This window comes from Pseudoalteromonas sp. P1-16-1b, assembly GCF_001401785.1.
Classification (GTDB): domain Bacteria; phylum Pseudomonadota; class Gammaproteobacteria; order Enterobacterales; family Alteromonadaceae; genus Pseudoalteromonas; species Pseudoalteromonas undina.
Genome location: NZ_LKGQ01000037.1, coordinates 1 through 24,384 on the forward strand (window position 1 = coordinate 1; position 24,384 = coordinate 24,384).

Genomic DNA, 24,384 nt, shown 5'->3' on the forward strand with positions numbered 1-24,384 from the left:
GCTGATAGCTGATAGCTGATAGCTGATAGCTGATAGCTGATAGCTGATAGCTGATAGCTGATAGCTGATAGCTGATAGCTGATAGCTGAACTTATGAGATTTAAATGGAAAACAACTCAAACAACCTTAATCAAGCAAATACACCAGTGCAAAACAACATTGCCGATGACGAAATAGACCTACGCGAGCTATTTACCGCTATTTGGCAAGGTAAGTGGATAATTATTGCCATAACCACTTTATTTGCTGTTGCATCTGTTTTTTACGCCATAAACCAGCCAAACATTTATAAATCAGAGGCGTTACTCGCACCCGCAGAGCAAGACCAACAAGGCGGTTTGGGAGCTCTAGCAGGTCAGTTTGGTGGCTTAGCAAGTTTAGCTGGGGTTAACTTAGGCTCAAGTGGCGGGATTGATAAAACGCAAATGGCGCTTGAGGTACTAAAATCGCGCCAGTTTACCAGCGCATTTATTCAAAAACATAATATACTGCATGATTTAATGGCCGTGGAGTCATGGAATCGTGAAACCAATACCACTAGTTATAATAAAGATGTTTATAACCAAGCGGAAAATAAATGGCTGCGAGAAGTTAAAGCTCCCTTTAAACCAGAGCCTTCAATGCAAGAGGCGTATAAAGAATTTAGTAAAGTTGTGAGTGCAAATAAAGATAAAGAAACTGGCATGGTTAAAATTGCCATAGAGCACGTATCGCCCTATATAGCGCAGCAATGGGTGAACTGGTTAATACAAGATATAAACGCCACCATGAAACAACGTGATGTATTAGAAGCAATTAAAAGTACCGATTTCTTAACCAAACAATTGGGGCAAACTAAAATAGCGGACATACGTGCCATACTTTATAAGCTAGTTGAAGAGCAAACAAAAACTATCATGTTTGCCAATGTACGAGACGAATATGTATTTAAAACTATAGACCCTGCAATAGTGCCAGAACAAAAATCAGGCCCTAAACGCGCACTAATTTGTATTTTGGGTGTTTTATTGGGTGGTGTGTTAAGTACAGTATTTGTGCTGATTAGGTGTTTTGCAAAAAAAGATTAGCTTCAAAGAAAAAATTAGCCTACTTAAGTAGCTAATTCAACACTATACAAAATTATTAATTAAAGTAGCTTTTTCAGAACAAGTAAAAGCATATTAGGAAAACTTATGTTAAACAATAAAACAGTTTTAATTACTGGTGGCACAGGGTCATTTGGTAAAAAATTTATCGAGAGTATTCTTGCACGCTATCCTGATGTAAAAAAAATAATTATCTATTCGCGTGATGAATTAAAGCAGTCTGTGATAAAACAAAAATACCCTACATATGATTACCCACAGCTACGTTTTTTTATTGGTGATGTACGCGATAAAGAACGCATGACTCAGGCATGTGAAGGTGTTGATGTAATTATTCATGCCGCAGCGATTAAGCAAGTTGATACAGCGGAATATAATCCTACCGAATGTATTCGTACCAATATTGATGGTGCCGAAAATGTTATACATGCAGCATTAGCATGTGGTGTTAAGGATGTAGTTGCGCTATCAACTGATAAGGCTTGTGCCCCTATAAATTTATACGGAGCTACTAAGTTAGCGTCTGACAAATTATTTGCAGCTGCTAATAATATACGTGGTTCCAAAGATATTAAATTTAGTGTAGTGCGCTATGGCAATGTAATGGGGTCTCGTGGTTCTGTTATTCCTTTCTTTTTAGAAAAGCGAAAAGACGGTGAATTACCAATAACACATAAAGAAATGACGCGTTTTAACATTTCTTTGCAAGCAGGTGTTGATTTAGTCATGTTTGCACTAGGTCATCATTTAGGAGGCGAAATTTTCGTGCCTAAAATACCATCTTATAAAATATTAGATATTGCCGAAGCAGTAGCACCTAATTGTGAAACGCGTGATGTGGGTATTCGCCCTGGCGAAAAACTGCATGAAGAGATGATTACAGACACAGACTCGCTAAATACAATTGATTTAGGTCCTTACTATGCAATTTTACCGTCTGTATCGTATACATATACAGAAGAAGAGTATATTGCGCACCATAAAGCGGAAAAAGTACCATTCGGCTTTAAATATAACTCAGGGACTAATACAGAATGGGAAACCGTAGAAGGTTTGCGTCAGCTTATTATTGAGCACGTCGATCCATCATTTGAAGTACAAGGTTAATGAAATGATACCGTATGGAAAGCAAGACATAACTCAGGTAGATATTGATACGGTTGTTGATGTTTTAAAATCAGACTTTTTAACGCAAGGACCTCAAGTGCCCGCGTTTGAACGTGCATTAATGGATGTAACTGGTACTAATTACGCATTAGCTGTTAATAGCGCTACATCAGCCTTGCATATTGCTTGCTTAGCATTAGGTTTAGGTGAGGGGGATAGCTTGTGGACAACGCCTATTACCTTTGTAGCCTCGGCTAATTGTGGCTTGTATTGCGGCGCAAAGGTAGATTTTGTTGATATTGACCCAACTACCTATAACCTTTGCCCGAAAGCGTTGGAACAAAAGCTGATTGTAGCTAAAAATCTAGGTACCTTACCTAAGGTTTTAGTAGCCGTGCATTTATGTGGTCAGCCATGTGACATGAAAGTAATCCATGCGTTATCAAAAGAATACGGTTTTAAGATAATTGAGGATGCTTCACATGCAATAGGTGGGCGATATTTAGAGCAACCAATTGGTTCATGTGAATACAGCGACATTACTGTATTTAGCTTCCACCCAGTTAAAATTGTTACCACTGCCGAAGGTGGCGCAGCATTAACAAATAGCAAAGCACTTGCAGATAAAATGGTGCTTTACCGCAGCCATGGTATCACGCGTGATGAAGCCTTAATGGAAAATACTTCACACGGTGGATGGTATTACGAGCAAGTTGATTTAGGCTTTAACTACCGCATGACTGAGCTGCAAGCTGCATTGGGTGTTTCGCAAATTTCGCGCTTGGAAGAATTTGTAGCTGCACGCCATAAATTAGCCGAGCGTTATAATGATAAGCTTGCGAGCTTGCCAATTGTACTACCTTATCAGTTACCTAATACGTATTCGGGTTTACATTTATTTGTAATTCGTTTAAACCTTGGAGAAATATCAAAAACTCATAAACAAGTATTTGATGAACTTAGAGAGAGTGGGATAGGTGTTAATCTGCACTATATTCCAGTGCACTTACAACCTTATTATCAAAAAATGGGCTTTAAACAAGGTGATTTCCCTCACGCTGAAGCCTACTACGCTAACGCAATTTCTGTCCCTATGTTTCATGGTATGACCTATGAACAGCAAGATGAAGTTATAAGTAAATTAACACAAATATTAGAAGTCTAATCATGAATATTGCAGTTATTCCTGCCCGTGGAGGCAGTAAACGCATACCTCGCAAAAATATTAAAGAGTTTCATGGTAAGCCAATGATTGCTTATTCCATTGAGACTGCCTTAAACAGTGGATGCTTTGATAAAGTAATTGTATCTACTGATGATGCAGAAATAGCTGAGGTTGCTATAAAATATGGTGCAGAAGTGCCCTTTATGCGACCGTCTAATATTGCTGATGATTATGCCACTACACTTGACGTAATAAAACATGCTATTGAATTTACTGAGCAACAAGCTTGGGGTATTAAAAATGTATGTTGTATTTATGCAACAGCCCCTTTTTTAACGCCTGAATTTATTCAAAAGGGTCTAAAAGAGCTAACTGAAAATGCTATTGATTACGCATTTAGCGCTACTAGTTTTCCCTTTCCGATTCAAAGAGCTATTAAACTGAATTCTGAGAAATATGTAGAAATGTTTCAGCCAGAACATTTAAATACTCGTTCGCAAGATCTCGAAGAAGCATATCATGATGCCGGACAGTTTTATTGGGGCACTGCCAACGCATTTATAGCAAGAAAGCCTATTTTAGGTACAAGTTCGAAGGCTGTTTTGTTACCACGTAAAAGAGTACAAGATATAGATACACCTGAAGATTGGGAGTTAGCAGAAGCTTTGTTCCGAGCGATTGAATGCTAAAGGTCGTAATTAGGTCTGATGCGTCCTCTTATATAGGCAGCGGCCATATTATGCGTTGCTTAGTATTGGCTGATAGGCTAAAACTAGATGGGCACGACGTTTTATTTGCCACTCGTCCTCAAAACGGCGATTTAGTGACATTTATAAAGCAGCGTGGTTTCTCTATTTATGAATTACAGCAACCTGCGGCTTGGTTAGTACCAAACTCGACTGCGGATTATGCCGCGTGGTTACAAGTCACTGAGTATGATGATGCTCAAGAATGCGCTACTGCATTTGATAGCCCTGATTTAGTCATCACAGACCACTATGGTATTGGTGCACAGTGGCATAAGGTAGTAAAAAAAGCGTATAACTGTAAAATTATTGCAATTGACGATTTAGTAAGAGAGCATGCTGCAGACTTGATTATAGATCAAACATTGCTTAGAGAGCCAAGTGAATATCATTTATTAAACTCTAAGGCCGTCGTCTTAACAGGCACGGAATATGCCATTATAAACACTCATTTTTCGCATCGACATTCATCACAATTGATAGCTCCAAATACATTGTTGAATACACCGCATTTATTATTATCTATGGGGGGTATAGATGCCCCCAATGCGACATTGCATGTACTTGATGTTTTAAAAAAAAGTGTTAACCGGCCAATAACAACTGTATTGCTTAGCCCTAAAGCACCTCACTATAAATGTGTTAAAGAGTTTGCTGTAAAGCATAGCGCGTGGTTGACTCACATCGATTTTGTAGATGACATGGCTACTCTCATGTGTGAGCATGATATTGCCATTGGTGCGCCAGGCTCAACATCATGGGAACGTGCTTGTGTCGGGTTACCTAGTATTGTTATAGCACTTGCTGATAACCAGCAGACTATTTGTAAAAATTTAGAAACCGTGGGTGCTGCAATTAGCGTTGAGTTAGACTCGATTAGTAAAAACTTAATGAAGGCGTATGAGCAGTTAATTGCAGACTATTCAAAAATGAGAACAATAAATCTGCAGTTATGTGATGGGCAAGGTGTTAAGCGAATAATGAAGCATATTACTAAATTACTTAGCGGTTCACTAACCCTAAGATTGGCGACACAGCTTGATGTTGAACAGGTGTACGCTTGGCAATCTCAACCCGAAACGCGACGTTATGCACTTAATAAAGACGTTCCGAGTTTAGCTGAGCATCGGGTTTGGATGACTAAAAAGCTAGCAAGTAAAAATGACTACTTTTATATCATTGAGTTAACCAATGGGGAAGATGAAAAAAAGACTCCCGTAGGCGTGGTCAGGTTAGATATGACAGCAGTAGATACGTATACCATTTCCATCTTTATAGCACCAGAGCACTTTGGTAAAGGTGTTGCGAAACTCGCTTTGAAACAAGTAGATATATTACATCCTACAGAAATCATACATGCTGTTGTACTAAAAGAAAATACAGCATCACAAGCTTTGTTTAGCCGAGCCGGCTATCAACGAATTAATGAAGAGCAATTTACTCGACAACCCGTAGAGTGAGGGATTTATGAATAAATTTATTAGCATAGATAACAGAAAAATTGGTGCAGACTATGCACCGTACATCATTGCTGAAATGTCGGCAAACCATAACGGTGATATAGAAAACGCTTATAAAATAATGGAAATGGCAAAAGATTGCGGTGCGGATGCAATAAAGTTGCAAACATATCGGCCTGATACCATAACAATGAAAAGTGATAACCCTGAATTTTTAATTAAAGGGGGGTTGTGGGACGGTAAAACTCTGTATGATTTATATGAAGAAGCACATATGCCTTGGGACTGGCACAAACCTCTTTTTGAGAAAGCAAAAGAATTAGGTATTACTATTTTTAGTTCGCCCTTTGATTTTACAGCAGTTGACTTGCTGGAAGAACTGGGGGCTCCTGCTTATAAAATAGCGTCATTTGAAGCCATTGATTTACCTTTGATTGAATATGTTGCTAAAACTGGTAAGCCAATGATTATTTCAACGGGTATGGCAAATGAAGAAGAAATTCGTGAAGCCGTAGAAACAGCAAAAAATGCAGGCTGTAAAGAGTTAGTAGTACTACATTGTGTAAGTGGTTATCCAGCGCCATCAGGCGATTATAATTTGGCGACTGTTGCAGACATGGCCACACGTTTTGATGTATTAACGGGTCTATCAGACCATACTATCGACAATACGACTGCGATTACTTCAGTTGCACTAGGGGCATGTTTAATTGAAAAACATGTAACGCTTGATAGAAATGGTGGTGGGCCGGATGACAGCTTTTCGTTAGAAAAGCCAGAGTTATTAGAGTTGTGTAGAGATTCTAAAATAGCATGGGAAGCGGTTGGTAAAGTAAATTATGAACGTAAAGAAAGCGAAAAAGGTAATGCAATCTTTAGGCGATCATTATATGTAGTAAAGGATGTTGCTGAAGGTGAGGTATTTACACATGACAATGTTAAGAGTATTAGACCTGGGTATGGTTTAGAGCCTAAGCATTTGTATAAAGTTATAGGTAAAAAGGCTAAAAAAGCATTAAGAAAAGGAGTAGGTTTGAACTGGGAGAGCATAGGTAAAGACTAAAATGAATAGTTTATCAAAATTTTTGCCTAAAAGTAGCTTTTTCCGCAGTGCATCAATTTATTTTTTATCTAATGTTATATCTGCAGTAATTCCATTTTTACTGCTACCTATTTTGACGAGATACCTGACGCCCGAAGAGTATGGTGAAATTGCTCTATTTCAAGTATTGGTCGGTTTTTTCTCTGCTTTTGTTGGTGTTAATGTAAATGGAGCTATCGTTAGGTACTACTATGAAAAATCAACTTCGCAGAATAACGATATATCGAATTATATTGGAGTTTGCTTTTTAATATTGCTGGTAAGTATGCTAATTGCTTTATTAAGCATGTTTGTGTTCAGTGGTTATATATCTGAATCAATAAAGATTAATGAAAGCTATATTTATATAGCGTTATTAGTTTCAGCATTTAGTTTTTTAATCAAAATTAGGTTAAGCCAGTATCAGGTTAGAAAGTTACCCCTTAAGTATGCGTTTATTCAAATTCCTAATGCAGCTTTGTCAGTATTGATCACATTACTACTTATTATTGGATTTTCACTTGGACCTAATGGAAGAGTTTATGCAATGCTAGTCTCTGCAGTATTTATAAGCTTTGTTTGTGTGTACCTTTTAATTAAAGAGAGAGTTGTCTCCTTTCGTAATTTAAAAAAAGAATACTTCTTTGATGCGTTAAACTACGGCGTGAAAATTATACCGCACATTTTAGGTGTTTTTTTAATTGGGATAATAGACCGATATATTATAGCAAGTAAAATAGGCCTCAATGAAGTTGGTATATATATGTCTGCTATACAGTTGGGCTTAATACTTTCTGTTTTGTTCGATGGGATAAATAAAGCTTTTGTTCCTTGGCTATTTTCTATTTTGAAAAGAGATATTGCTTCAGAAAAAAATAAGGTTGTAAGGTTTACATACGGATACATCATTCTATTGGTATCAATGATGCCTTTCTTTTATTATCTCTCTCCCTTAGTTGTGAATACTGTTTTGGGTAAGGATTTTTCTGATGCCGCTGATATCATTGGTCTTATCCTAATCGCGCAATGCTTGAGTGGTATCTATCTCATGTTTACAAATTATATAATCTATGAGAAAAAAACCGGAAGATTATCATTAATAACTATCACATGTGGAGGAGTGCACGTTGCTCTTTCATTATTTTTACTTGAAGAAAATGGAATATATGGTGTTGCTATATCGTTAGTGATTACGATGTTTATTAGAGCAATTAGCACTTTTTATATTTCTAGCAAATATTCCAATATTAAATGGTATTAAATTTAACTCTTATGAAAAAATATACAATAGTAACTACATACCCTGAGGGTGGCTCTAAGAATATTGGAGATCAGCTGATAACGAATAGTTTAATCTCTGCAATTAAGGATATAAAAGAAAATGATATTCATTTTGATATAATTTGGCGCGGTGATACTTGGAAGAACGTACAAAAAATTATTGAATCATCAGATACAATCATTTTTGCATGCTTGGCTATACGTCCATCAATGGCGAGTAGAGAGTACCCCTTTTTAAAAAATATACTTGAATCAAATATTCCTATTCATGTCGTATCTGCGGGAACTGCACTGAATGTTGATTCTGATAAAATAGCAATAGAGAATTATGTTGATGATGAATCAAAAAAATTACTTTTAGCGCTGGATGAAAAATGTACTACCTTTACCACGAGGGGATTACTTACACAGCGGTTTTGTAATTCCATTGGGATGAAAGTAAGCTCGTTTGCTGGAGATGTTGCTTTTGTCGAACGAAAATATTCGGACTTAAAGTTTCAGCTTAATCAGGAAATTAAAAATATTGTTATTTCAGATCCACATTATTCAATTAACTATATCTCTCTGTTAAGTGAAACATATAAAAAACTAAAAAGCACTTTCCCAAGTTCAAATATTAAAATTGCTTTACATGGAAATAACAAGGTTGTTAAGAACTTTGCAATTGAAAACAATATTAACTTCGTCGAAATATATAAAGATAAAGATAGTGGTTTAAGAATTTACGATGACGCTGATATTCATGTAGGTTTTAGAGTTCATGCCCACGTTTCTATGCTGAAAAGAAGAAAGTATTCGTATCTATTTGAGCAGGATGGAAGAGGTTGTGACTATGGGTTAACGATAGAACGTAAGATTTCAATTCCAGCATATCGAAGCGATACAAAAACATTTATCAGTCGAATAAAAGCTAAGATATTCCCTCAACTTAGCTTTTTTCAAACTGGTGTAAAAGATAATCTTGCTGAGCAGATGATGGCCATAGTGTCTTACGATAACAAAACTGGGTTTAGGCGTTTTCTTTATTTAGAACAGCAATTTAATGGGTTTTCATTAAATATTGAGAATCAAATAAAAAAAATAACTTAAGGTTTAATTTTTTCACTTTTATTCATTAAGGTTATCTTCTGTAAATGATTAGGCATATATGTACAGGTTAATAAAAAATAGTTTGTTAATGTTAGATAAAAGCAATGAGCTTAGGTTAAGTTATTTAATTGCAAACAAGTTAAATGATAATCCTAAGTTTATTAATCGAGATACGAGTTATAAAGGTATTTTATTTCGTATTTTAATCTTTATTCGTAAGCTAATTGCTAATTTCTCTTTTAATAAAAACAAATATAAATGTGAAAACTTTGAAGTTTATATTTATTCTGGGACTAAAAACCAGTATGACAGTCTTGTTTCAACGGCCCAAGGGTTATACTATTCAAATGTAAAATTTAAATGGACTCAAGATAACTTTTTTCAAAGCAGCCAGTGTTTTAGTGGTAACACTGAAGCTTTAAATATTTCATTTAAGGTACTATTCTCTGCGATTATTATTTTTCTTATTAAAGCCCCAAGGCTTTATTTCAGACTTCTTAAGCTCGGTAAAAGAGATGAAATTAAATATGGTTTTGATGATTTTTGCATGAACTATATATATATTCCATATTTTATTGATGAATTAAAGCGTTTCAATTACAAGCTAGTTATTATGTCCAATGATCATAATCAAGCAAATAGGTGCCTTAACTTAGTATCAAAAGAAAATGGTATAGAAACTTGTTATTTACAGCATGCTTCAGTTTCACACATGTTCCCAAAATTAGAGTTTAATTATGCTTTTTTAGATGGTTACCAAGCATTTGAAAATTATTTATCTTGTGAAGACAATGTTACTATACTGCCTGTTAATAAAACAATGGATTCATGTAGAACAGTTTTCCTTTCAGGGCAGAAGAAAGTCATAGGTAAAAAATTAAAAAATAGTACAACTAATTTTAATTTTGGAATTGCTGTGAATAAATTAGATTGTATTGAAGAAGTGATTTTTTGTGTAAATATGCTTTTGAGTACTGGACTAAAAGTTTCTTTGAGGGTACACCCAGCACAAAACAAAGCTTTTCTAAGGGAGTTAGATAAGTTTTTGAATGAATGCAAACACCCTAACTTAATTATTATGAGTGCAAGGGATGTGTCATTGTCAAGCTTCTTTTCTTTTGTTGATGTCTTGTTTGCATCTAATAGTAGCATTCATTTAGAAGCGGCATTAGCTGGCGTAATAACTATATATATTAACTTTGGTGATTATAGTATTAATGATGATTACTACGGGTATGTAGCTAAGGGGGTTTCATTTGAGTACAAGCGTGGGATGGATATGAATCTTTTAGAAAGTTTATTTTCTCTTTCAAGTTCTCCGGCTAGGAAGCAAGCTATTCAAAAGTTTAGTGCAACATACTCAACATGTTGGAACGGTAATGAAGGGCAGCTAGTGGCGGAAACTATCAGAGAAATCATTAAAGGTGACACACTGTACGAACATTTTGAAAATACCAATAAAGGTTACAATAATTTTGATGTTTATAGTCCTAAAGCAAAGTGATTTAACTTTTGTTATTAATAGGCTAAAGATTAGTGTTATTTCTTTTTCGCTTATGGCTTTAGATGTTTAATAGAAAACCTGAAATATTCACACCAGAAGAGAGGCGTTGTAAGCACTTAACGCCAAGTAATTATTCAGTGACTGATTAGGGTGTATTAGACTGGATAAAGTTTCATCTATTTTAACGGGTAATTCCAGTGATATTTTGTCGTAACACTTGGTGGTAATTTATAAAAAGATGTTTTAACTTAATGATACCTACAGCCAATGTAACTTAAACATAAAAAGCATTATATCTTATCAGGAAGACATAAACCTTATTTTAGTTGTTTAAATAATAACAAAGAGTCATGTGCAAGGTGTAGACCCTTACATGATATGGTAATATACGGTTAAGTTCAGTTAAAGGTTGTTTTTGCCGATGGAGTTAAAGCCCTTAACTAAAGTCTTCTAATTTAAGTTGTTCAGAATGATTTGCTAAATAATTAGCATTAGTCAGCTTTAATTTAGTTTACTAATCGCTTACTTTCGTTCATTCATAGCTAGTGTTTACATTAAACATAAAATAGCTTTATTTGTATACTAGGGCCATTCTTAGAAAGTTGTTACATATGAGTTATCAGAGTGTTAAAGTTCAAAGCGTTTTTTTATTTTTGCTTACTATTAATTTTTTATTCCCTACATTTAATTCGATTTTGTCCAGAACGGGTACAGTAGGTATTTTAATAATAAATTCATTCGTTTTATTTTCTATTATTATACTTTTAGTTTATTTTTTTAAAAGATACCTACATAGATTGTCTGTTCCAGAGGTTGTATTCTTATCAGTATGTTGTTTGTATTTTATTAATATTCTAATTACAGGCATCTTGAATTATAAAGTGCAGCTTTCTGATTTATTTGAGTTATTTAGACCTGTTTTTTATCTGGCGTTATTCATGCTTGGTTATAATATGATCCGGTTAGGGCTATTAAATGTGAATAAAGCTATTAGTCTGTTCTCATTTTTTATTTTACTCACAGCAATATTCAGCTTAATAAATATTATTTTTTTTGAGCAATTCGGTCGTTTAGTGATGTCTTTTTACGTAAAAGACACCTTGTTACCTAGTAGAAGATTCACCGGTACTTTTCAAAACCCATATGACTTTGCTTTTATTGGTGTCCTTCCTTTAGCTTATTACCTTTTTAGGTTTCTTTCTAAGGGATCTTTTAAATACATAATTGCTGTCGGTGTTATTTTGACTACGGCTTTATTTGGGCAAAGTAAAGCTGGCTTTATTACAATGTTAATAGTATTGACTCAGGTGCTTTTATTTTATCCGCTTTGTGCTCATCCTAATAAAACTCTTTCAAATAAGTCTGTATTAATACGCTTTCTTTCTCTTCCTTTTATTTTTATTATGGTTGCTATTTATGTGTACATAGAGTTTGGGGATAAATTTAGTTATTTAGTTAATGGTATTATAGCATTATCTAGTGGAGGAGACCGTTCATCAAATATCAGGCTAGAGCAAATCTTTTTAGCATATGACATGTTATCTTCAGATATAGTCAACTTAATCTTTGGTTTTGGATCGTATAAACACAGTGGTTTAATGTTTGAATCCTTATATCCTTTATACTTTTTTAGGTATGGTATGTTTGCTATTCTGTTTTTTGCATTTTGGATTATCTTACCATTAATTCTTGTTACTTTTTTTAAGTCAAAGGCTCTTTCTAACCCCTCCAGGTTAATATTATTTACATTCTTTTTTGCTGTACTTCCATCAGGGATGGGAAATAATATAATTGACCAAAATCGTATACCTTTTATTTATTTCTTTTTAATTGGTAGTGTCTATTGTGCGTATTTTAATAAGTGTAATTTAAATGAAAAAAATTCTGCTATCTAATATCTCCTTCTTTGGCTGTTATGGTGGTATTGAAAATTCTTTAAGGTTTTTAGCTAAAGAGTATCTTTTGATGGGGATGGAGGTTCTAATTTTTACTGGGTACAATCGTAATATTGAAAACGGCTCTAATTTTAAAAGAAAAGATACTTTAGATGGTATAACACATTACAGATTTATGTATAAGCCATTTAAAAGGAGGCTTTTTAATATATTATTCTTACCGCTCATCCCTTTAGATATTCTGTATGCTTTGTGCTTGATAAAAAAAGAAAATATAACTTATTCTGTATCTCGTAACCAATTTGTTTGTTTCTTTATTAATATTTTTTTTAGTTCTATAAATAGATATTTGGCACCTGGTTTTAGTAGCTATCAATCATCAAGAGAGTTTTTAGGTAGGAGTGGTATTGCGTCTAGTATAAAACGTAAAATTCATAATTTTTTTGACTTACGCGCTATCTGTCATAGCTCACAGATTGCTGTATTTTCAAATAATATGCTTTATCAAGCAGATTGTATTTTAAAAGCATCAAATACAAAGTTTAACATTTCGAATATTAAACTATTTAAACCAGGTGTAGATAAATATTTGTTTCACCCTATATCTACTGTGCAAAAAGCCAGTGTTAGGAAGGCGTTAAAATTACCGTATGATAAAAAACTTATTTTGTGTGTTGGCCGGTTTGTTTCTGCTAAAGGCTTCGATATTGCTATACAGTCAATGAAATATCTAGGTAAAGAAAACACCACTCTAGTGATTGTAGGCGATGGAGACTTATTCAACGAGTATTCAGAAATGATAGAACAAAATAATTTAACTGATTCAGTTATATTGGTGGGTGCAACTAATAAAACAGCACTTTACTATCAGGCTTGTGATTACTTCTTTATGTCTTCTATATATGAACCTCTAGGGCAAACAATCCTTGAAGCTATTTCTTCAGGGTTGCCTGTGATAGCTTTTGACCAAGAAGTAGTCTTAACCGCGACTGAAGAAATTTTAGGTGAGAATATTTTTGTTAGTTTGCCTTCTTTGGAGCCTACGTCAATCGCTACTTTTATAAGGAAACTACCAAATGTAGAGCAGGATATATATATAACTGCTTCTAACCAAGCATTATCCCTTTCAAAAAAGTATGATTGGTCTGTGCTAGCTCATAATTTAATAGATTAGGTTTTTACAGTTACTGCCATTGACTTTAATTCGTATGAGATTAAGTGTTTACAGTAATACTTAAAAAAGAATTTAAGCGTTACTTTTTCCTTATATGAATATAAATGGTGAACTCTAAATTTTAAATGCATTGAGAGTAATTTCATTTGCATATGCTAGCAATAGTTTTACTTGCTGGTTGATTTATAAATCAAGGTGAATTAACAATGTTAAAGGTATCTATAATTACTCCTTTTTATGAGGCTTTTGATACGATTGATGAGACTGTCCAATCAGTATTAGGACAAACATATGATAATTGGGAGCTAATTATCTGTAATGATAATGGGCTTTTAGGCGAAGAGTTTTTAAAAAAAAGATATAGTGATCCTCGGATTAAAACTATCAATAATACCCAAGGTCAAGGTGCTGCTGCAGCAAGGAATGCAGCAGTTTTAGTAGCTCAAGGGAAGTATGTTACTTTCCTAGATAGTGATGATATTTGGAGCAAGGAGAAGCTTGCGATTCAAGTTGAATTTATGTCAAATAATTCAATCGAATTCTCTTATGGCTCTTACAATATATTTAAAGACGACCCTAATGAAAATATGGGCACTTTTATCCCACCTGAATCGTTATCTTTTAATGATCTAATTAAAAACTGCCCTATAGGTTGCCTAACAGTTATGATTGATGTGGAGAGAGTGAGAGGGTTTCAATTTCCTAATATAAAAAAGGAAGATTATGCTTTATGGCTAACTTTAATGAAGGAAGGCTTCGTTGCTCACAAATATCCAGGTAATTATGCATACTACCGTTTAAGAAGTAATAGCTTGTCATCTAATAAATTTAGAGAATTACATAGCCAATATAATGTTTTAAGAAAAATTGGCGAGCTGTCATCTATAGAGGCAACTTATTACACTTTACTTTATTCATTAAATGGAATTAAAAAGCATTTATTTACATATAAACTTACTCAGTAAGTTCAGCTTTTATATTGCTTATTGGTAACTATTCAGCTTTTACAGTATTAAAATATTGCATAGCTCATTCTTCAATATTAAATTGAGCGTTTTATCTGCCAAAGTTTTTCGTCAAGGGGAAGAAAGGTAGCCTCTAAAGTTAATTAGTCTCTTGTAAGCTCAGGGTTATTCCTATAGATATAGATAATTTATAGCTGATACTAAATAACTCTGATAAAATTACTCTTCACTTATTGAATAATCTTAAAGGATTAATATGAAAGTTGCTGTGGTAGGCACAGGTTATGTTGGCCTGTCTAATGCAATGCTATTAGCACAACAAAACAATGTGGTTGCAATTGATATTGATGAAAAAAAAATAGCGCTCTTAAAGGATAAACGGTCACCCATTGTGGATGCTGAAATTAGCGAATTTTTACAAAATGAAGCGTTAAATTTTACAGCAACTACAAATATAGAGATTGCCCTTGTTGATGCTGACTTTGTTATTATTGCCACCCCGACCGATTATGACCCTGATACTAATTACTTCAATACTAATAGTGTTGAATCGGTTATTTGTGATGTTATTAAAATAAACCCAGCAGCTGTTATGGTTATTAAGTCAACTGTACCCGTAGGTTACACGCGATCGGTTAAAGAAAAGTTTGCAACGAATAATATTTTATTCTCACCTGAATTTTTGCGGGAGGGTAAGGCATTACATGATAACTTATACCCGTCGCGTATCGTGGTTGGTGAACAAAGTGAACGCGCCACTGTATTTGCTGGCTTGCTTAAGCAAGGTGCGATAAAGCAAGATGTTGAGGTATTATTTACCGACTCGACAGAAGCTGAAGCAATTAAATTATTCTCTAACACTTATCTTGCTATGCGTGTTGCCTATTTTAATGAGCTCGATAGCTACGCTGAAGCGCATGGCTTAAATAGCAAGCAGATTATACAAGGTGTTGGTTCAGATTCGCGCATAGGTAACCATTATAATAATCCCTCATTTGGATATGGTGGGTACTGCCTACCCAAAGATACTAAGCAGTTATTAGCAAATTATAAAGATGTGCCTAATAATATTATTGGTGCAATTGTTGATGCTAATACTACACGCAAAGATTTTATTGCAGATTCAATTATTAAACGAAATCCTAAAGTGGTTGGTGTATACCGATTAGTGATGAAGTCGGGGTCAGATAACTTTAGAGCCTCTGCTATTCAAGGAATTATGAAGCGCATCAAAGCGAAAGGGATTGAGGTTGTTGTGTATGAGCCAGTTCTTGATGAAAATGAGTTTTACCACTCGCGTGTATTTAAAAGTTTAGCTGAATTTAAAAAAATATCTGATGTCGTTATTTCTAACCGTATGGTTAATGAGTTAAGTGATATTGCGCATAAGGTTTATACACGCGACTTATTTGGTAGTGATTAAGCCTCAATATTTGTCAAAGATAAAATACTATAAATAACTTATTAGAGATTAAAATGTTTATCGATCTGTTTTTCACTTTTTTCATCGCCTTTGCAATTTTATTTTTAATGCGCAAGGTGGCTCGCCGAGTGGGTCTTGTAGATAAGCCCTCAGGAAGAAAAGTGCACACGGGTAATGTACCATTAGTTGGTGGCGTTGCAATATGTATAACTATAGTTAATTATATTTATACGCATCCTAATATGATCAACTATGCAAATTTATATATGCTCTGCATTTGCGGTTTAACGGCTGTTGGGGCTTTAGACGACCGTTTTGATTTAAGTGTAAAAGTACGTATGTTAGTGCAAGCATTAATATCCGTAGCTATGATTTACTTTGCTAATGCAGAACTGCATACACTGGGTAATTTACTTGGTTTTGGGGCTATTGAGTTAGAACTATTTGGTGGTGTGGTAACTGTACTTGCTGTTATTGGCTGTATAAATGCATTTAATATGGTTGATGGGATTGATGGTCTATTAGGTGGTTTATCAATAGTGACTTTTGCAAGTATTGGCATATTACTTTTATTAGCTGGAGAACAAAGTCTCAGTTACCTTTGTTTGTTATTAGTAGTATGTATGGTGCCTTATATTTTATTAAACTTAGGGTTTGTTGGTCATAAGCGTAAAGTTTTTATGGGTGATGCGGGCAGCATGATGATTGGCTTTACTGTTATTTGGTTGCTTATAGGCGCAAGCCAAACGGCTGGTAACCCCATGATTCGACCTGTTACAGCACTATGGTTAATTGCAGTGCCGTTAATGGATATGGTTGCCATAATGGTTCGCCGAGTTAAGCATGGTAAATCTCCTTTTAAGCCAGACCGTGAACATTTACATCATATTTGTCAGCGTTTAGGTTTTTCATCGATTCAGACATTAACTTTAATATGTTTTATCGCTACGGCTTTTGCCGCGGTGGGGATCGTTGGTGAAATATTATTGGTAGCTGAATATGTTATGTTTTATGGTTTTATTGCTATTTTTACTGTGTACCTTATATTTTTAATAAACTATTGCACTGTAATGAATTACTTCCGACGCAAGCTAAATTTACCTGAAAAACAGTTTTCATCAAACTAGTATATTCTTTTCTAAAACAACGGGTTAGCAAGTAGGTGTTTTACTTTCTGAAATATTTATAACTTACTCTACCTACTTTTAGCTAATTCAGGCTGTATATATTTAGCTATGCTATTTTTGTAAATAAATGTACTCACTTAAATTAAAGGACTACCTGTGAAAGCTGTAATTCCTGTTGCCGGTTTAGGCACCCGTATGTTGCCAATGACTAAGGCAATCCCTAAAGAAATGCTCCCCTTGGTTGATAAACCGCTTATTCAATACATTGTAAATGAATGTGTGGCGGCGGGTATTAAAGAAATTGTACTCGTAACACATAGCTCTAAAAATGCCATTGAAAACCACTTTGATACCAGTTTTGAACTAGAGGCCACGCTAGAAAAGCGGGTTAAGCGCGCTTTACTTGAAGAAGTACGCTCTATTTGCCCTGCAGATGTGACTATTATGCATGTGCGCCAAGGTGAAGCTAAAGGTTTAGGGCACGCCATTTTATGCGCCAAGCCAATTGTGGGTGATGACGACTTTGTAGTGGTGCTACCTGATGTAATCCTCGATGCTTATACAGCAAATCAAAAAACTGAAAACTTAGCGGCGATGATCGCACGTTTTAAGCAAACCCATGCCAGTCAAATTATGTTAGAGCCTGTTGCTATTGAAGATGTAAGTAAGTACGGCATTGCTGATATTAATGGTGTAGAGCTTGCTGCTGGTGAAAGTGCAGCAATTAAAAAAATGGTTGAAAAACCAGCCGCAGATGTTGCTCCTTCAAATTTAGCTGTTGTTGGTCGTTATGTTTTAAGTAAAAATATTTGGCCATTACTCGCTAAAACTCATGTAGGCGCAGGTGGTGAAATACAGCTTACAGATGCGATTGATGCATTATTGGCTATTGATACGGTAGAAGCGTTTCATATGAGTGGCCGTTCGCATGATTGTGGCGACAAGCTCGGTTATTTAAAAGCAATAGTTGAATATAGCATGCGCGATAAAAGCTTAGGCAATGAGTTTACTGAGCATATGAAAAAGTTGGTTAAAGGGTAACGGGCATCGGGTAACGAGCTACGAGCGACGGGGTATGGGCATCGAGCCTAGAACCTCGAATTAACCAGTTGGGCTAATGGTTTTATTTTCTCATTTACTCCTCATTCACTTCTCTTTGTGAATAAGATCTTAAAATATTTATGCGCAAAGAGTTTAAGAGACGCTGCGCTTTTAGAGGAAGTTACGGGCTGCTGGTTACGAGCGACGAGTTAGGGACCTAAACCTAAGCCCTAAACCCTAAACCCTAAAACCAAATACTGACGCGGGGTGAACCTGCTGCTACAGACATAAAAAAACCTTGCGACACTAACCGCAAGGTTTTTAAATTTCTCGAACCTCGAACCTCGAACCTCGAACCTCGAACCTCGAACCTCGAACCTCGAACCTCGAACCTATCTCTTCCCAATTTCTACCTTCACCTCGTTCCCCAGCACTTCCCTATATTTTGCTGCGAGTGCATTTTTAGCGTCATCATCGCCGTGAACTATTTTTATATGGTGGGGCTTTTTGCGCATACCGGTTACAAATTTAATGAGACCTGCCTGATCTGCATGAGCACTATAACCGCTTATAGTGTGTATTTTGGCGTTAATATTCACCCTAGTATTATTTATCAACACGTAGCCATTTTGTGGGCCATAGGTTTGTATATCACGACCTAAAGTACCTCTGCCTTGGTAACCTACAAAGAGTACATCGGTGGTTTTGTCGGTTAAAAATTGATCTAAGTAGTTAACTATCCGTCCGCCGGTGCACATACCGCTTGCTGCTAGAATAATTGCAGGTGTTTGGCGGCTGGCTAAGTAATTTATTAAAGCTAAATGCTCGCTGTGGGTGTTTATAGTGGTGAGGTTTTCAAAGTCTAGAGGATGGCGGCCTTTGGCTACTTTTTGTTTTGCTTCTTCATCCCATAAATATTTAAACTTTCGGTACTGCTGAGTAAAGTTAGCCGCCATGGGGGAGTCGAGTATTACTTGTATTGTGCGCCAAGGTGAGTTTTTAGTTGAGGCATGAATTAGCTGTTCAAGTTCGTATAACAGCTCTTGTGTGCGGCCTATACTAAATGCAGGCACAAGCACGATACCGTTGTCGGTAACTGCGCGCTCAACCACGGCTTTTAAGGTTTGCGTACGTTGCTTTCGTCCTTGATGGTTTTTATCACCATAGGTTGACTCAATAACTAAGGTATCGGCTTTATAGGGCGCTTTAGGTGCGGGTAGTAAAGGCGTATAGGGCGCCCCTAAATCACCTGAAAAGACCACTCTATGAATATTGTTAGCTTTTTGGGGAGGCGTGCTTATGTCTATTTCTACATAAGCCGAGCCTAAAATGTGCCCTGCTCGTTGAAGTCGGGCTTTCGCTGTGTGTTCAGCTTTACAAGGAAGATCAAACCAAGTGTTAAAATCTACTTTAATAATTTGCTGTTGAAGTAACCTTAGGCAGGTGTCTATTATTTTTTGATCGCGCGTGACTCCCACTTTTAATGCATCTTCAATTACTAGTGGCAGTAAACTGGCCGATGCAATAGAGGTAAATATGGGCCCTTTAAAGCCAGCCATTAATATGTAGGGGATTCGGCCAACATGATCGATGTGACAATGGGTAACGATCAGCGCGCGGACTGTATCTATATTAAATTCAATATTAAGATCATCAACAGAATCTTCACCTTGAAATAGCCCGCAGTCAATTAGAAAAGAGCTTTGATCGTTTATTATCAGCTGGTGGCATGAGCCTGTTACGCCATTTACCGCTCCGTGGTGAAGTATGTGCATTTTATGTCCTTATGTTTTGGCTGCGGGCCTCGGGTTACGGCTCGAAGCTCGAATCCTAGCACTTAGAGCCTAAGTTTTTATTTTATAGGTAAATATAGCAGGTATTTTAATGTGGGAGGGGCTTTATACCGTAACGGACGAGCCACGAGTCAAGAGGACCTAGCACCTTGCTCCTAATACTGACGCGGGATGAACCCGTCTACAGGCATAAAAAAACCTTGCGATGTTAACCGCAAGGTTTTTAAATTTCTCGAATCTCGAATCTCGAATCTCGAATCTCGAATCTCGAACCTCGAACCTAGCCCTTAAAAGCGTCTTGTAGTGGGGGCACTACTTGCTTTTTACGGCTTAATACGCCGTCTAGCCATACCTTACCGTCTTCTGGTTTTTCACCATAGGCTTGCTCAACTAGGCTAGCATCGTCTGATGCAATTAGCATTTGTGAGCCTTCTTTCATAATGTCGGTCAGAAGTAAAAATACCGAGTGACGACCGCCTTCTTCTTTAAGCTTCGCGATGTCGGCTTCAAGGTCGGCTTTAATCTCGTCAAATACCGCAAGGTCAATAACTTCTAACTGACCAATACCAACAAGGTTACCGTTCATGTTAAAGTCTTTGAAGTCACGCATTACTAAGTCGCGTACTGGCGTATCTTCAACGGCTGATTTAACGCGGAACATGTCCATGCCTAGTTCTTTAAAGTCTTCAATGCCTGCAATTTCTGCAAGTGCTTCAACACATTTAATATCGGCCGTAGTACAGGTTGGTGATTTAAAGATAACCGTGTCGCTTAAAATAGCGCAAAGCATAATGCCAGCAATATCTTTAGGGATCTCAACGTTGTAGAAGTCATACATCATTTTAATAATGGTGTTAGAACAACCAACAGGGCGGATCCAACACTCAAGTGGTGTTGATGAGGTTAAATCACCTAGTTTATGGTGATCAACCACGCCTACTACGCGAGCCTGATCAATATCGTCAGGTGCTTGGGTTTTTTCTGTGTGGTCTACAATATAAACATCTTCGCCAGCGTAGCTAAGTTTTAGCTCAGGTGCTTCAAAACCGAATTTATCTAAAATAAATTGTGTTTCAGGTGAAACTTCACCTAGGCGAGTTGGGATTGCTGGTTCATCAATTTGGTTTTTTAAATAAGCCAGTGCAATTGCACCACATATTGAATCTGAATCTGGGATTTTATGGCCCACTACATACATTGACATGACTAAACTCCTTTAAATTTGCCGATATTCTAGCAAAGTCTTTGGGTTTTAACATATAGACAGTGTAATTAAGTTTTGGTTACACTTTAAATCGATATTATTAATTGGAAGACCCACATGCAACTCGGCCGAAAAGGTTGGAACAATGTTATTATTTTTTCGATGTTGATTATGATCTTCTTTTTAAATGGGCTGCATAAAAACATAGGGAATGATGAAACACAGGCGCAATTGCAGCCACTACTTCCTCCTCAAAGTTTTGTATTAACACTTAAATTTATCGACCAAAAAATTGAGCGTATTGGCACTAGTTGGCGTACTACTGCTTTGCAAAAGAATGTACCGCTTAGCTGGCAAGGCTCAGAGCAGCAACTTAGTGAGCTAGTTTATTTATGGCAAAATACCGCGCTGATGACCACCATCACACCTGATGCGCTTGATATGAATAAGCCACTATCGGTAGCCACGTTTGAACTCGCCGGTGAGCCTCTATCTTGGGTGTACTTATTATTTGAGGTGAATGGTCAGTATTATCTATTCGATAAAACCAGTCAGCGATTATTGTTGCTAGATTTAACTACTGCAAAACAATTATTTCCAAGTTTTACCTTTTCATAAGTGAGTTTTATTAATGCCTGAATTACCAGAAGTAGAAGTTAGCCGTATGGGCATTACCCCCCATGTACTAAACCAAGTTGTGACTAAGGTAAATATTCATAATGCCAGTATGCGCTGGCCTGTGCCAGATGAGGTGTATCAACTTGAGGGGTTAGTGGTTAGCAGTATTGAACGACGTGCAAAATACTTATTGTTAGAATGCGAGCTAGGCTCGGCTATATTGCATTTAGGTATGTCGGGTAACTTGCGGGTTGTGAACGCCAATGAGCCACTTAAAAAGCATGACCATGTTGAGTTTATTTTAGCGAATAATAAGGCGCTGCGTTTAAACGATCCACGTCGCTTTGGTTGCTGTTTATGGCAAGCACCCAATGAAGAGCATAAGTTACTTGCTAAATTAGGCCCCGAGCCACTCACCGATGACTTTTTTGCTAAACGTGTTTATGAGCAATCTCGTAATAAAAAAGTGCCTGTTAAGCAGTTTATTATGAATAACGCGGTGGTGGTGGGGGTTGGTAATATTTACGCTAACGAGTCGTTATTTAAAGCAGGTATCGATCCGCGAAAAGAAGCCGGTAAAGTAAGCCTTAAACGCTACCAAGCGTTAATCCCAATTATAAAAGACACCCTAGCCGCAGCAATTACTCAAGGCGGCACAACGTTGAAAGACTTTGCCCAAAGTGACGGTAAGCCAGGCTACTTTGCGCAGCAGCTATTAGTTTATGGCCGAAAAGGCCAGCCTTGTGTAAATTGCGACACAGCACTAACAGAAATTCGTCTAGGCCAACGCAGCACCGTTTTTTGTGAGGTGTGTCAGAAGTAGAGAGTAGCTGTCAGCTGTAAGTTTTCAGCTGTCAGTTAAGACTGGTTACTCACTTGTCTTTATTTTTGCTATCAAGCTTGTTAGCATTTTTGATAGTTGAACAGTTTCATCTAGCCAAGACTTGCCTATGTCAGTATTAATATAGCTAATATCGATGCCAATATATATTTGGGTTCTTGCCTCAGCAAGCGAAGAGCGAGCTATATCTAAAAAGCGTACTTTTTCTTTATCGCTCTCTCTTGTCATCCCCTCAGCTATATTACTAGGAACAGATAAACTAGAGCGTGTTAATTGATCTCTAAAGTTAAAGTCTTTGATTGGTTGTGTATTTTTATAAATATTAGCGCTAAGGCGGGTTGAACGCTTCCATACCTCTAAGTTTTCAAAGTTCATAACGCAAAATCCCTATGCTTAATTTTTAAAGTATAGTTGAGATTTTTTAACAAAAAATAGTTACTTTCACAAAGAAAGTACTTTTTTCGAATCTAAAATTATAATTAGCTTTTCTGACCGCTGACCGCTGACCGCTGACCGCTGACCGCTGACCGCTGACCGCTGACCGCTGAGTAATAACTTTTCTTGCGGAAAAAACAACCGGCCGGTAGCAATGTAGTTTAAGTGCTGGTATACTCCCGCGTCTGCCACGTTGCGTTCTATGTCCTCATATAGTTTAGCCACTTGTGAGCGGCGAAAAGTCTAAAACTCGAAGGGGTTGTAGCATACTTAGAGCGGTAGTTAATAATAACTACCTGTGGTTTTAATTGAAAAACATTGGATTTTTATAAATGAAAACGTTTGTTGCTAAACCAGAAACAGTAAAACGTGACTGGTACGTAGTTGACGCTGAAGATAAAACTTTAGGTCGCATCGCTACTGAAATCGCTCATCGCCTACGCGGTAAGCACAAAGCTGAGTACACACCACACGTAGATACTGGTGATTACATCATCGTTATCAACGCTGAGAAAGTTACTGTTACTGGTAACAAATTCAAAGATAAAGTGTACTACGCTCACTCTGGTTTCCCAGGTGGTCTTAAGTCTACTACTTTTGATAAACTTCAAGCTGCAAAGCCTGAAATGATCATCGAAAAAGCTGTTAAAGGCATGTTGCCACGTGGTCCTTTAGGCCGCGCTATGTTCCGCAAACTTAAAGTTTACGCGGGTACTGAGCATAACCATGCTGCACAACAGCCTCAGGTTCTAGACATTTAAGGAGCACTATCATGGCAAATCAATACTACGGTACAGGTCGTCGTAAAAGTTCAAGTGCTCGCGTATTCTTACGCCCAGGCACTGGTAACATCGTAATCAACAAGCGCTCTTTAGAAGAGTACTTTGGTCGCGAAACAGCACGCATGGTTGTTCGTCAAGCTCTTGAGCTTGTAGACATGACTGAAAAATTTGACCTTCACATCACCGTTGCCGGTGGTGGTACTACTGGTCAAGCTGGTGCTATCCGTCACGGTATCACTCGTGCACTTATGGAGTTTGACGAGTCACTACGTCCACAACTTCGTAAAGCAGGTTTCGTTACTCGTGATGCACGTAAAGTTGAACGTAAGAAAGTGGGTCTTAAGAAAGCGCGTAAGCGTCCACAGTTCTCAAAACGTTAATTTTTACGTTATCAAGAATTCAAAAACCCAGCTTATGCTGGGTTTTTTGTTTTGTAGCTATAAGATTTTGCTTCAAGCTTCAAGCTTCAAGCTTCAAGCTTCAAGGTTCAAGGTTCAAGGTTCAAGGTTCAAGGTTCAAGGTTCAAGGTTCAAGGTTCAAGGTTCAAGGTTCAAGGTTCAAGGTTCAA

General features: G+C 36.7%; 22 protein-coding genes. 19 read left to right on the forward strand and 3 right to left on the reverse strand.

What is annotated here, in order from left to right:
* The first annotated feature begins 104 nt into the window (after positions 1-104).
* The 15 genes from AN392_RS17550 (at position 105) to galU (ending at position 18,143) form a co-directional block, all read left to right on the forward strand.
* Positions 105-1,067, forward strand: a complete 963-nt coding sequence (locus AN392_RS17550) for a Wzz/FepE/Etk N-terminal domain-containing protein (RefSeq protein ID WP_055013411.1) — start codon at positions 105-107, stop codon at positions 1,065-1,067.
* A 105-nt stretch (positions 1,068-1,172) separates the two neighbouring features.
* Complete coding sequence (gene pseB / locus AN392_RS17555) at positions 1,173-2,192, forward strand: UDP-N-acetylglucosamine 4,6-dehydratase (inverting) (protein ID WP_055013412.1); 1,020 nt, start codon at positions 1,173-1,175, stop codon at positions 2,190-2,192.
* A 4-nt stretch (positions 2,193-2,196) separates the two neighbouring features.
* Positions 2,197-3,357: a UDP-4-amino-4,6-dideoxy-N-acetyl-beta-L-altrosamine transaminase gene (gene pseC, locus AN392_RS17560; protein ID WP_055013413.1), complete on the forward strand. Its 1,161-nt coding sequence runs from the start codon at positions 2,197-2,199 to the stop codon at positions 3,355-3,357.
* A gap of 2 nt (positions 3,358-3,359) precedes the next feature.
* A complete protein-coding gene (gene pseF, locus AN392_RS17565) occupies positions 3,360-4,046 on the forward strand; it encodes a pseudaminic acid cytidylyltransferase (RefSeq protein ID WP_055013414.1) in 687 nt (228 codons plus the stop codon).
* On the forward strand, positions 4,040-5,563 hold the full coding sequence (pseG, locus tag AN392_RS17570; protein WP_055013415.1) for a UDP-2,4-diacetamido-2,4,6-trideoxy-beta-L-altropyranose hydrolase: 1,524 nt from the start codon (positions 4,040-4,042) through the stop codon (positions 5,561-5,563). Before pseF ends, pseG begins: the two co-directional genes overlap by 7 nt.
* Before the next feature lie 7 nt (positions 5,564-5,570).
* A complete protein-coding gene (gene pseI, locus AN392_RS17575; RefSeq protein WP_055013416.1) occupies positions 5,571-6,626 on the forward strand; it encodes a pseudaminic acid synthase in 1,056 nt (351 codons plus the stop codon).
* Between the two features lies 1 nt (position 6,627).
* Positions 6,628-7,905 carry a lipopolysaccharide biosynthesis protein gene (locus tag AN392_RS17580; RefSeq protein WP_055013417.1) on the forward strand — a complete coding sequence of 426 codons (1,278 nt, stop codon included), beginning with the start codon at positions 6,628-6,630 and terminating at the stop codon, positions 7,903-7,905.
* An 11-nt stretch (positions 7,906-7,916) separates the two neighbouring features.
* Positions 7,917-9,014 (forward strand): polysaccharide pyruvyl transferase family protein, encoded by a 1,098-nt coding sequence (locus AN392_RS17585; RefSeq protein ID WP_161803866.1) that lies wholly within the window; start codon positions 7,917-7,919, stop codon positions 9,012-9,014.
* An 88-nt stretch (positions 9,015-9,102) separates the two neighbouring features.
* Positions 9,103-10,518, forward strand: coding sequence for a hypothetical protein (locus AN392_RS17590; RefSeq protein ID WP_055013419.1), 1,416 nt, complete (start codon positions 9,103-9,105; stop codon positions 10,516-10,518).
* Between the two features lie 881 nt (positions 10,519-11,399).
* On the forward strand, positions 11,400-12,413 hold the full coding sequence (locus tag AN392_RS17595) for a hypothetical protein (RefSeq protein WP_152965269.1): 1,014 nt from the start codon (positions 11,400-11,402) through the stop codon (positions 12,411-12,413).
* Positions 12,391-13,587 (forward strand): glycosyltransferase, encoded by a 1,197-nt coding sequence (locus AN392_RS17600; RefSeq protein WP_055013421.1) that lies wholly within the window; start codon positions 12,391-12,393, stop codon positions 13,585-13,587. Before AN392_RS17595 ends, AN392_RS17600 begins: the two co-directional genes overlap by 23 nt.
* Positions 13,588-13,793: 206 nt before the next feature.
* Positions 13,794-14,552, forward strand: a complete 759-nt coding sequence (locus AN392_RS17605) for a glycosyltransferase family 2 protein (RefSeq protein WP_055013422.1) — start codon at positions 13,794-13,796, stop codon at positions 14,550-14,552.
* A 256-nt stretch (positions 14,553-14,808) separates the two neighbouring features.
* A complete protein-coding gene (locus AN392_RS17610) occupies positions 14,809-15,975 on the forward strand; it encodes a nucleotide sugar dehydrogenase (RefSeq protein WP_055013423.1) in 1,167 nt (388 codons plus the stop codon).
* A gap of 53 nt (positions 15,976-16,028) precedes the next feature.
* Positions 16,029-17,102 carry a UDP-N-acetylglucosamine--undecaprenyl-phosphate N-acetylglucosaminephosphotransferase gene (wecA, locus tag AN392_RS17615; protein WP_055013424.1) on the forward strand — a complete coding sequence of 358 codons (1,074 nt, stop codon included), beginning with the start codon at positions 16,029-16,031 and terminating at the stop codon, positions 17,100-17,102.
* 156 nt (positions 17,103-17,258) lie between these two features.
* Positions 17,259-18,143, forward strand: a complete 885-nt coding sequence (gene galU / locus AN392_RS17620; RefSeq protein ID WP_055013425.1) for a UTP--glucose-1-phosphate uridylyltransferase GalU — start codon at positions 17,259-17,261, stop codon at positions 18,141-18,143.
* Positions 18,144-18,535: 392 nt separating this feature from the next.
* Here galU and AN392_RS17625 read toward each other — a convergent pair whose 3' ends face one another.
* Entirely contained in the window at positions 18,536-19,918 is a 1,383-nt protein-coding gene (locus AN392_RS17625) for an MBL fold metallo-hydrolase RNA specificity domain-containing protein (RefSeq protein ID WP_055013426.1), read from the reverse strand.
* A gap of 298 nt (positions 19,919-20,216) precedes the next feature.
* On the reverse strand, positions 20,217-21,140 hold the full coding sequence (locus tag AN392_RS17630) for a manganese-dependent inorganic pyrophosphatase (protein WP_055013427.1): 924 nt from the start codon (positions 21,138-21,140) through the stop codon (positions 20,217-20,219).
* 117 nt (positions 21,141-21,257) lie between these two features.
* On the opposite strand from AN392_RS17630, the gene AN392_RS17635 reads away from it, so the two are divergent.
* Both AN392_RS17635 and mutM read left to right on the forward strand, forming a co-directional pair.
* Positions 21,258-21,758, forward strand: coding sequence for a hypothetical protein (locus tag AN392_RS17635; protein ID WP_055013428.1), 501 nt, complete (start codon positions 21,258-21,260; stop codon positions 21,756-21,758).
* A gap of 13 nt (positions 21,759-21,771) precedes the next feature.
* A complete protein-coding gene (gene mutM, locus AN392_RS17640) occupies positions 21,772-22,581 on the forward strand; it encodes a bifunctional DNA-formamidopyrimidine glycosylase/DNA-(apurinic or apyrimidinic site) lyase (protein WP_010390658.1) in 810 nt (269 codons plus the stop codon).
* Positions 22,582-22,626: 45 nt separating this feature from the next.
* Here mutM and AN392_RS17645 read toward each other — a convergent pair whose 3' ends face one another.
* Positions 22,627-22,974, reverse strand: a complete 348-nt coding sequence (locus AN392_RS17645; protein WP_055013429.1) for a four helix bundle protein — start codon at positions 22,972-22,974, stop codon at positions 22,627-22,629.
* Positions 22,975-23,366: 392 nt separating this feature from the next.
* Here AN392_RS17645 and rplM point away from each other — a divergent pair, with 392 nt between their 5' ends.
* Both rplM and rpsI read left to right on the forward strand, forming a co-directional pair.
* Positions 23,367-23,795 carry a 50S ribosomal protein L13 gene (gene rplM, locus AN392_RS17655; RefSeq protein ID WP_008110876.1) on the forward strand — a complete coding sequence of 143 codons (429 nt, stop codon included), beginning with the start codon at positions 23,367-23,369 and terminating at the stop codon, positions 23,793-23,795.
* A gap of 8 nt (positions 23,796-23,803) precedes the next feature.
* Positions 23,804-24,196 (forward strand): 30S ribosomal protein S9, encoded by a 393-nt coding sequence (rpsI, locus tag AN392_RS17660; RefSeq protein ID WP_024600778.1) that lies wholly within the window; start codon positions 23,804-23,806, stop codon positions 24,194-24,196.
* The last annotated feature ends 188 nt before the right edge of the window (positions 24,197-24,384 follow it).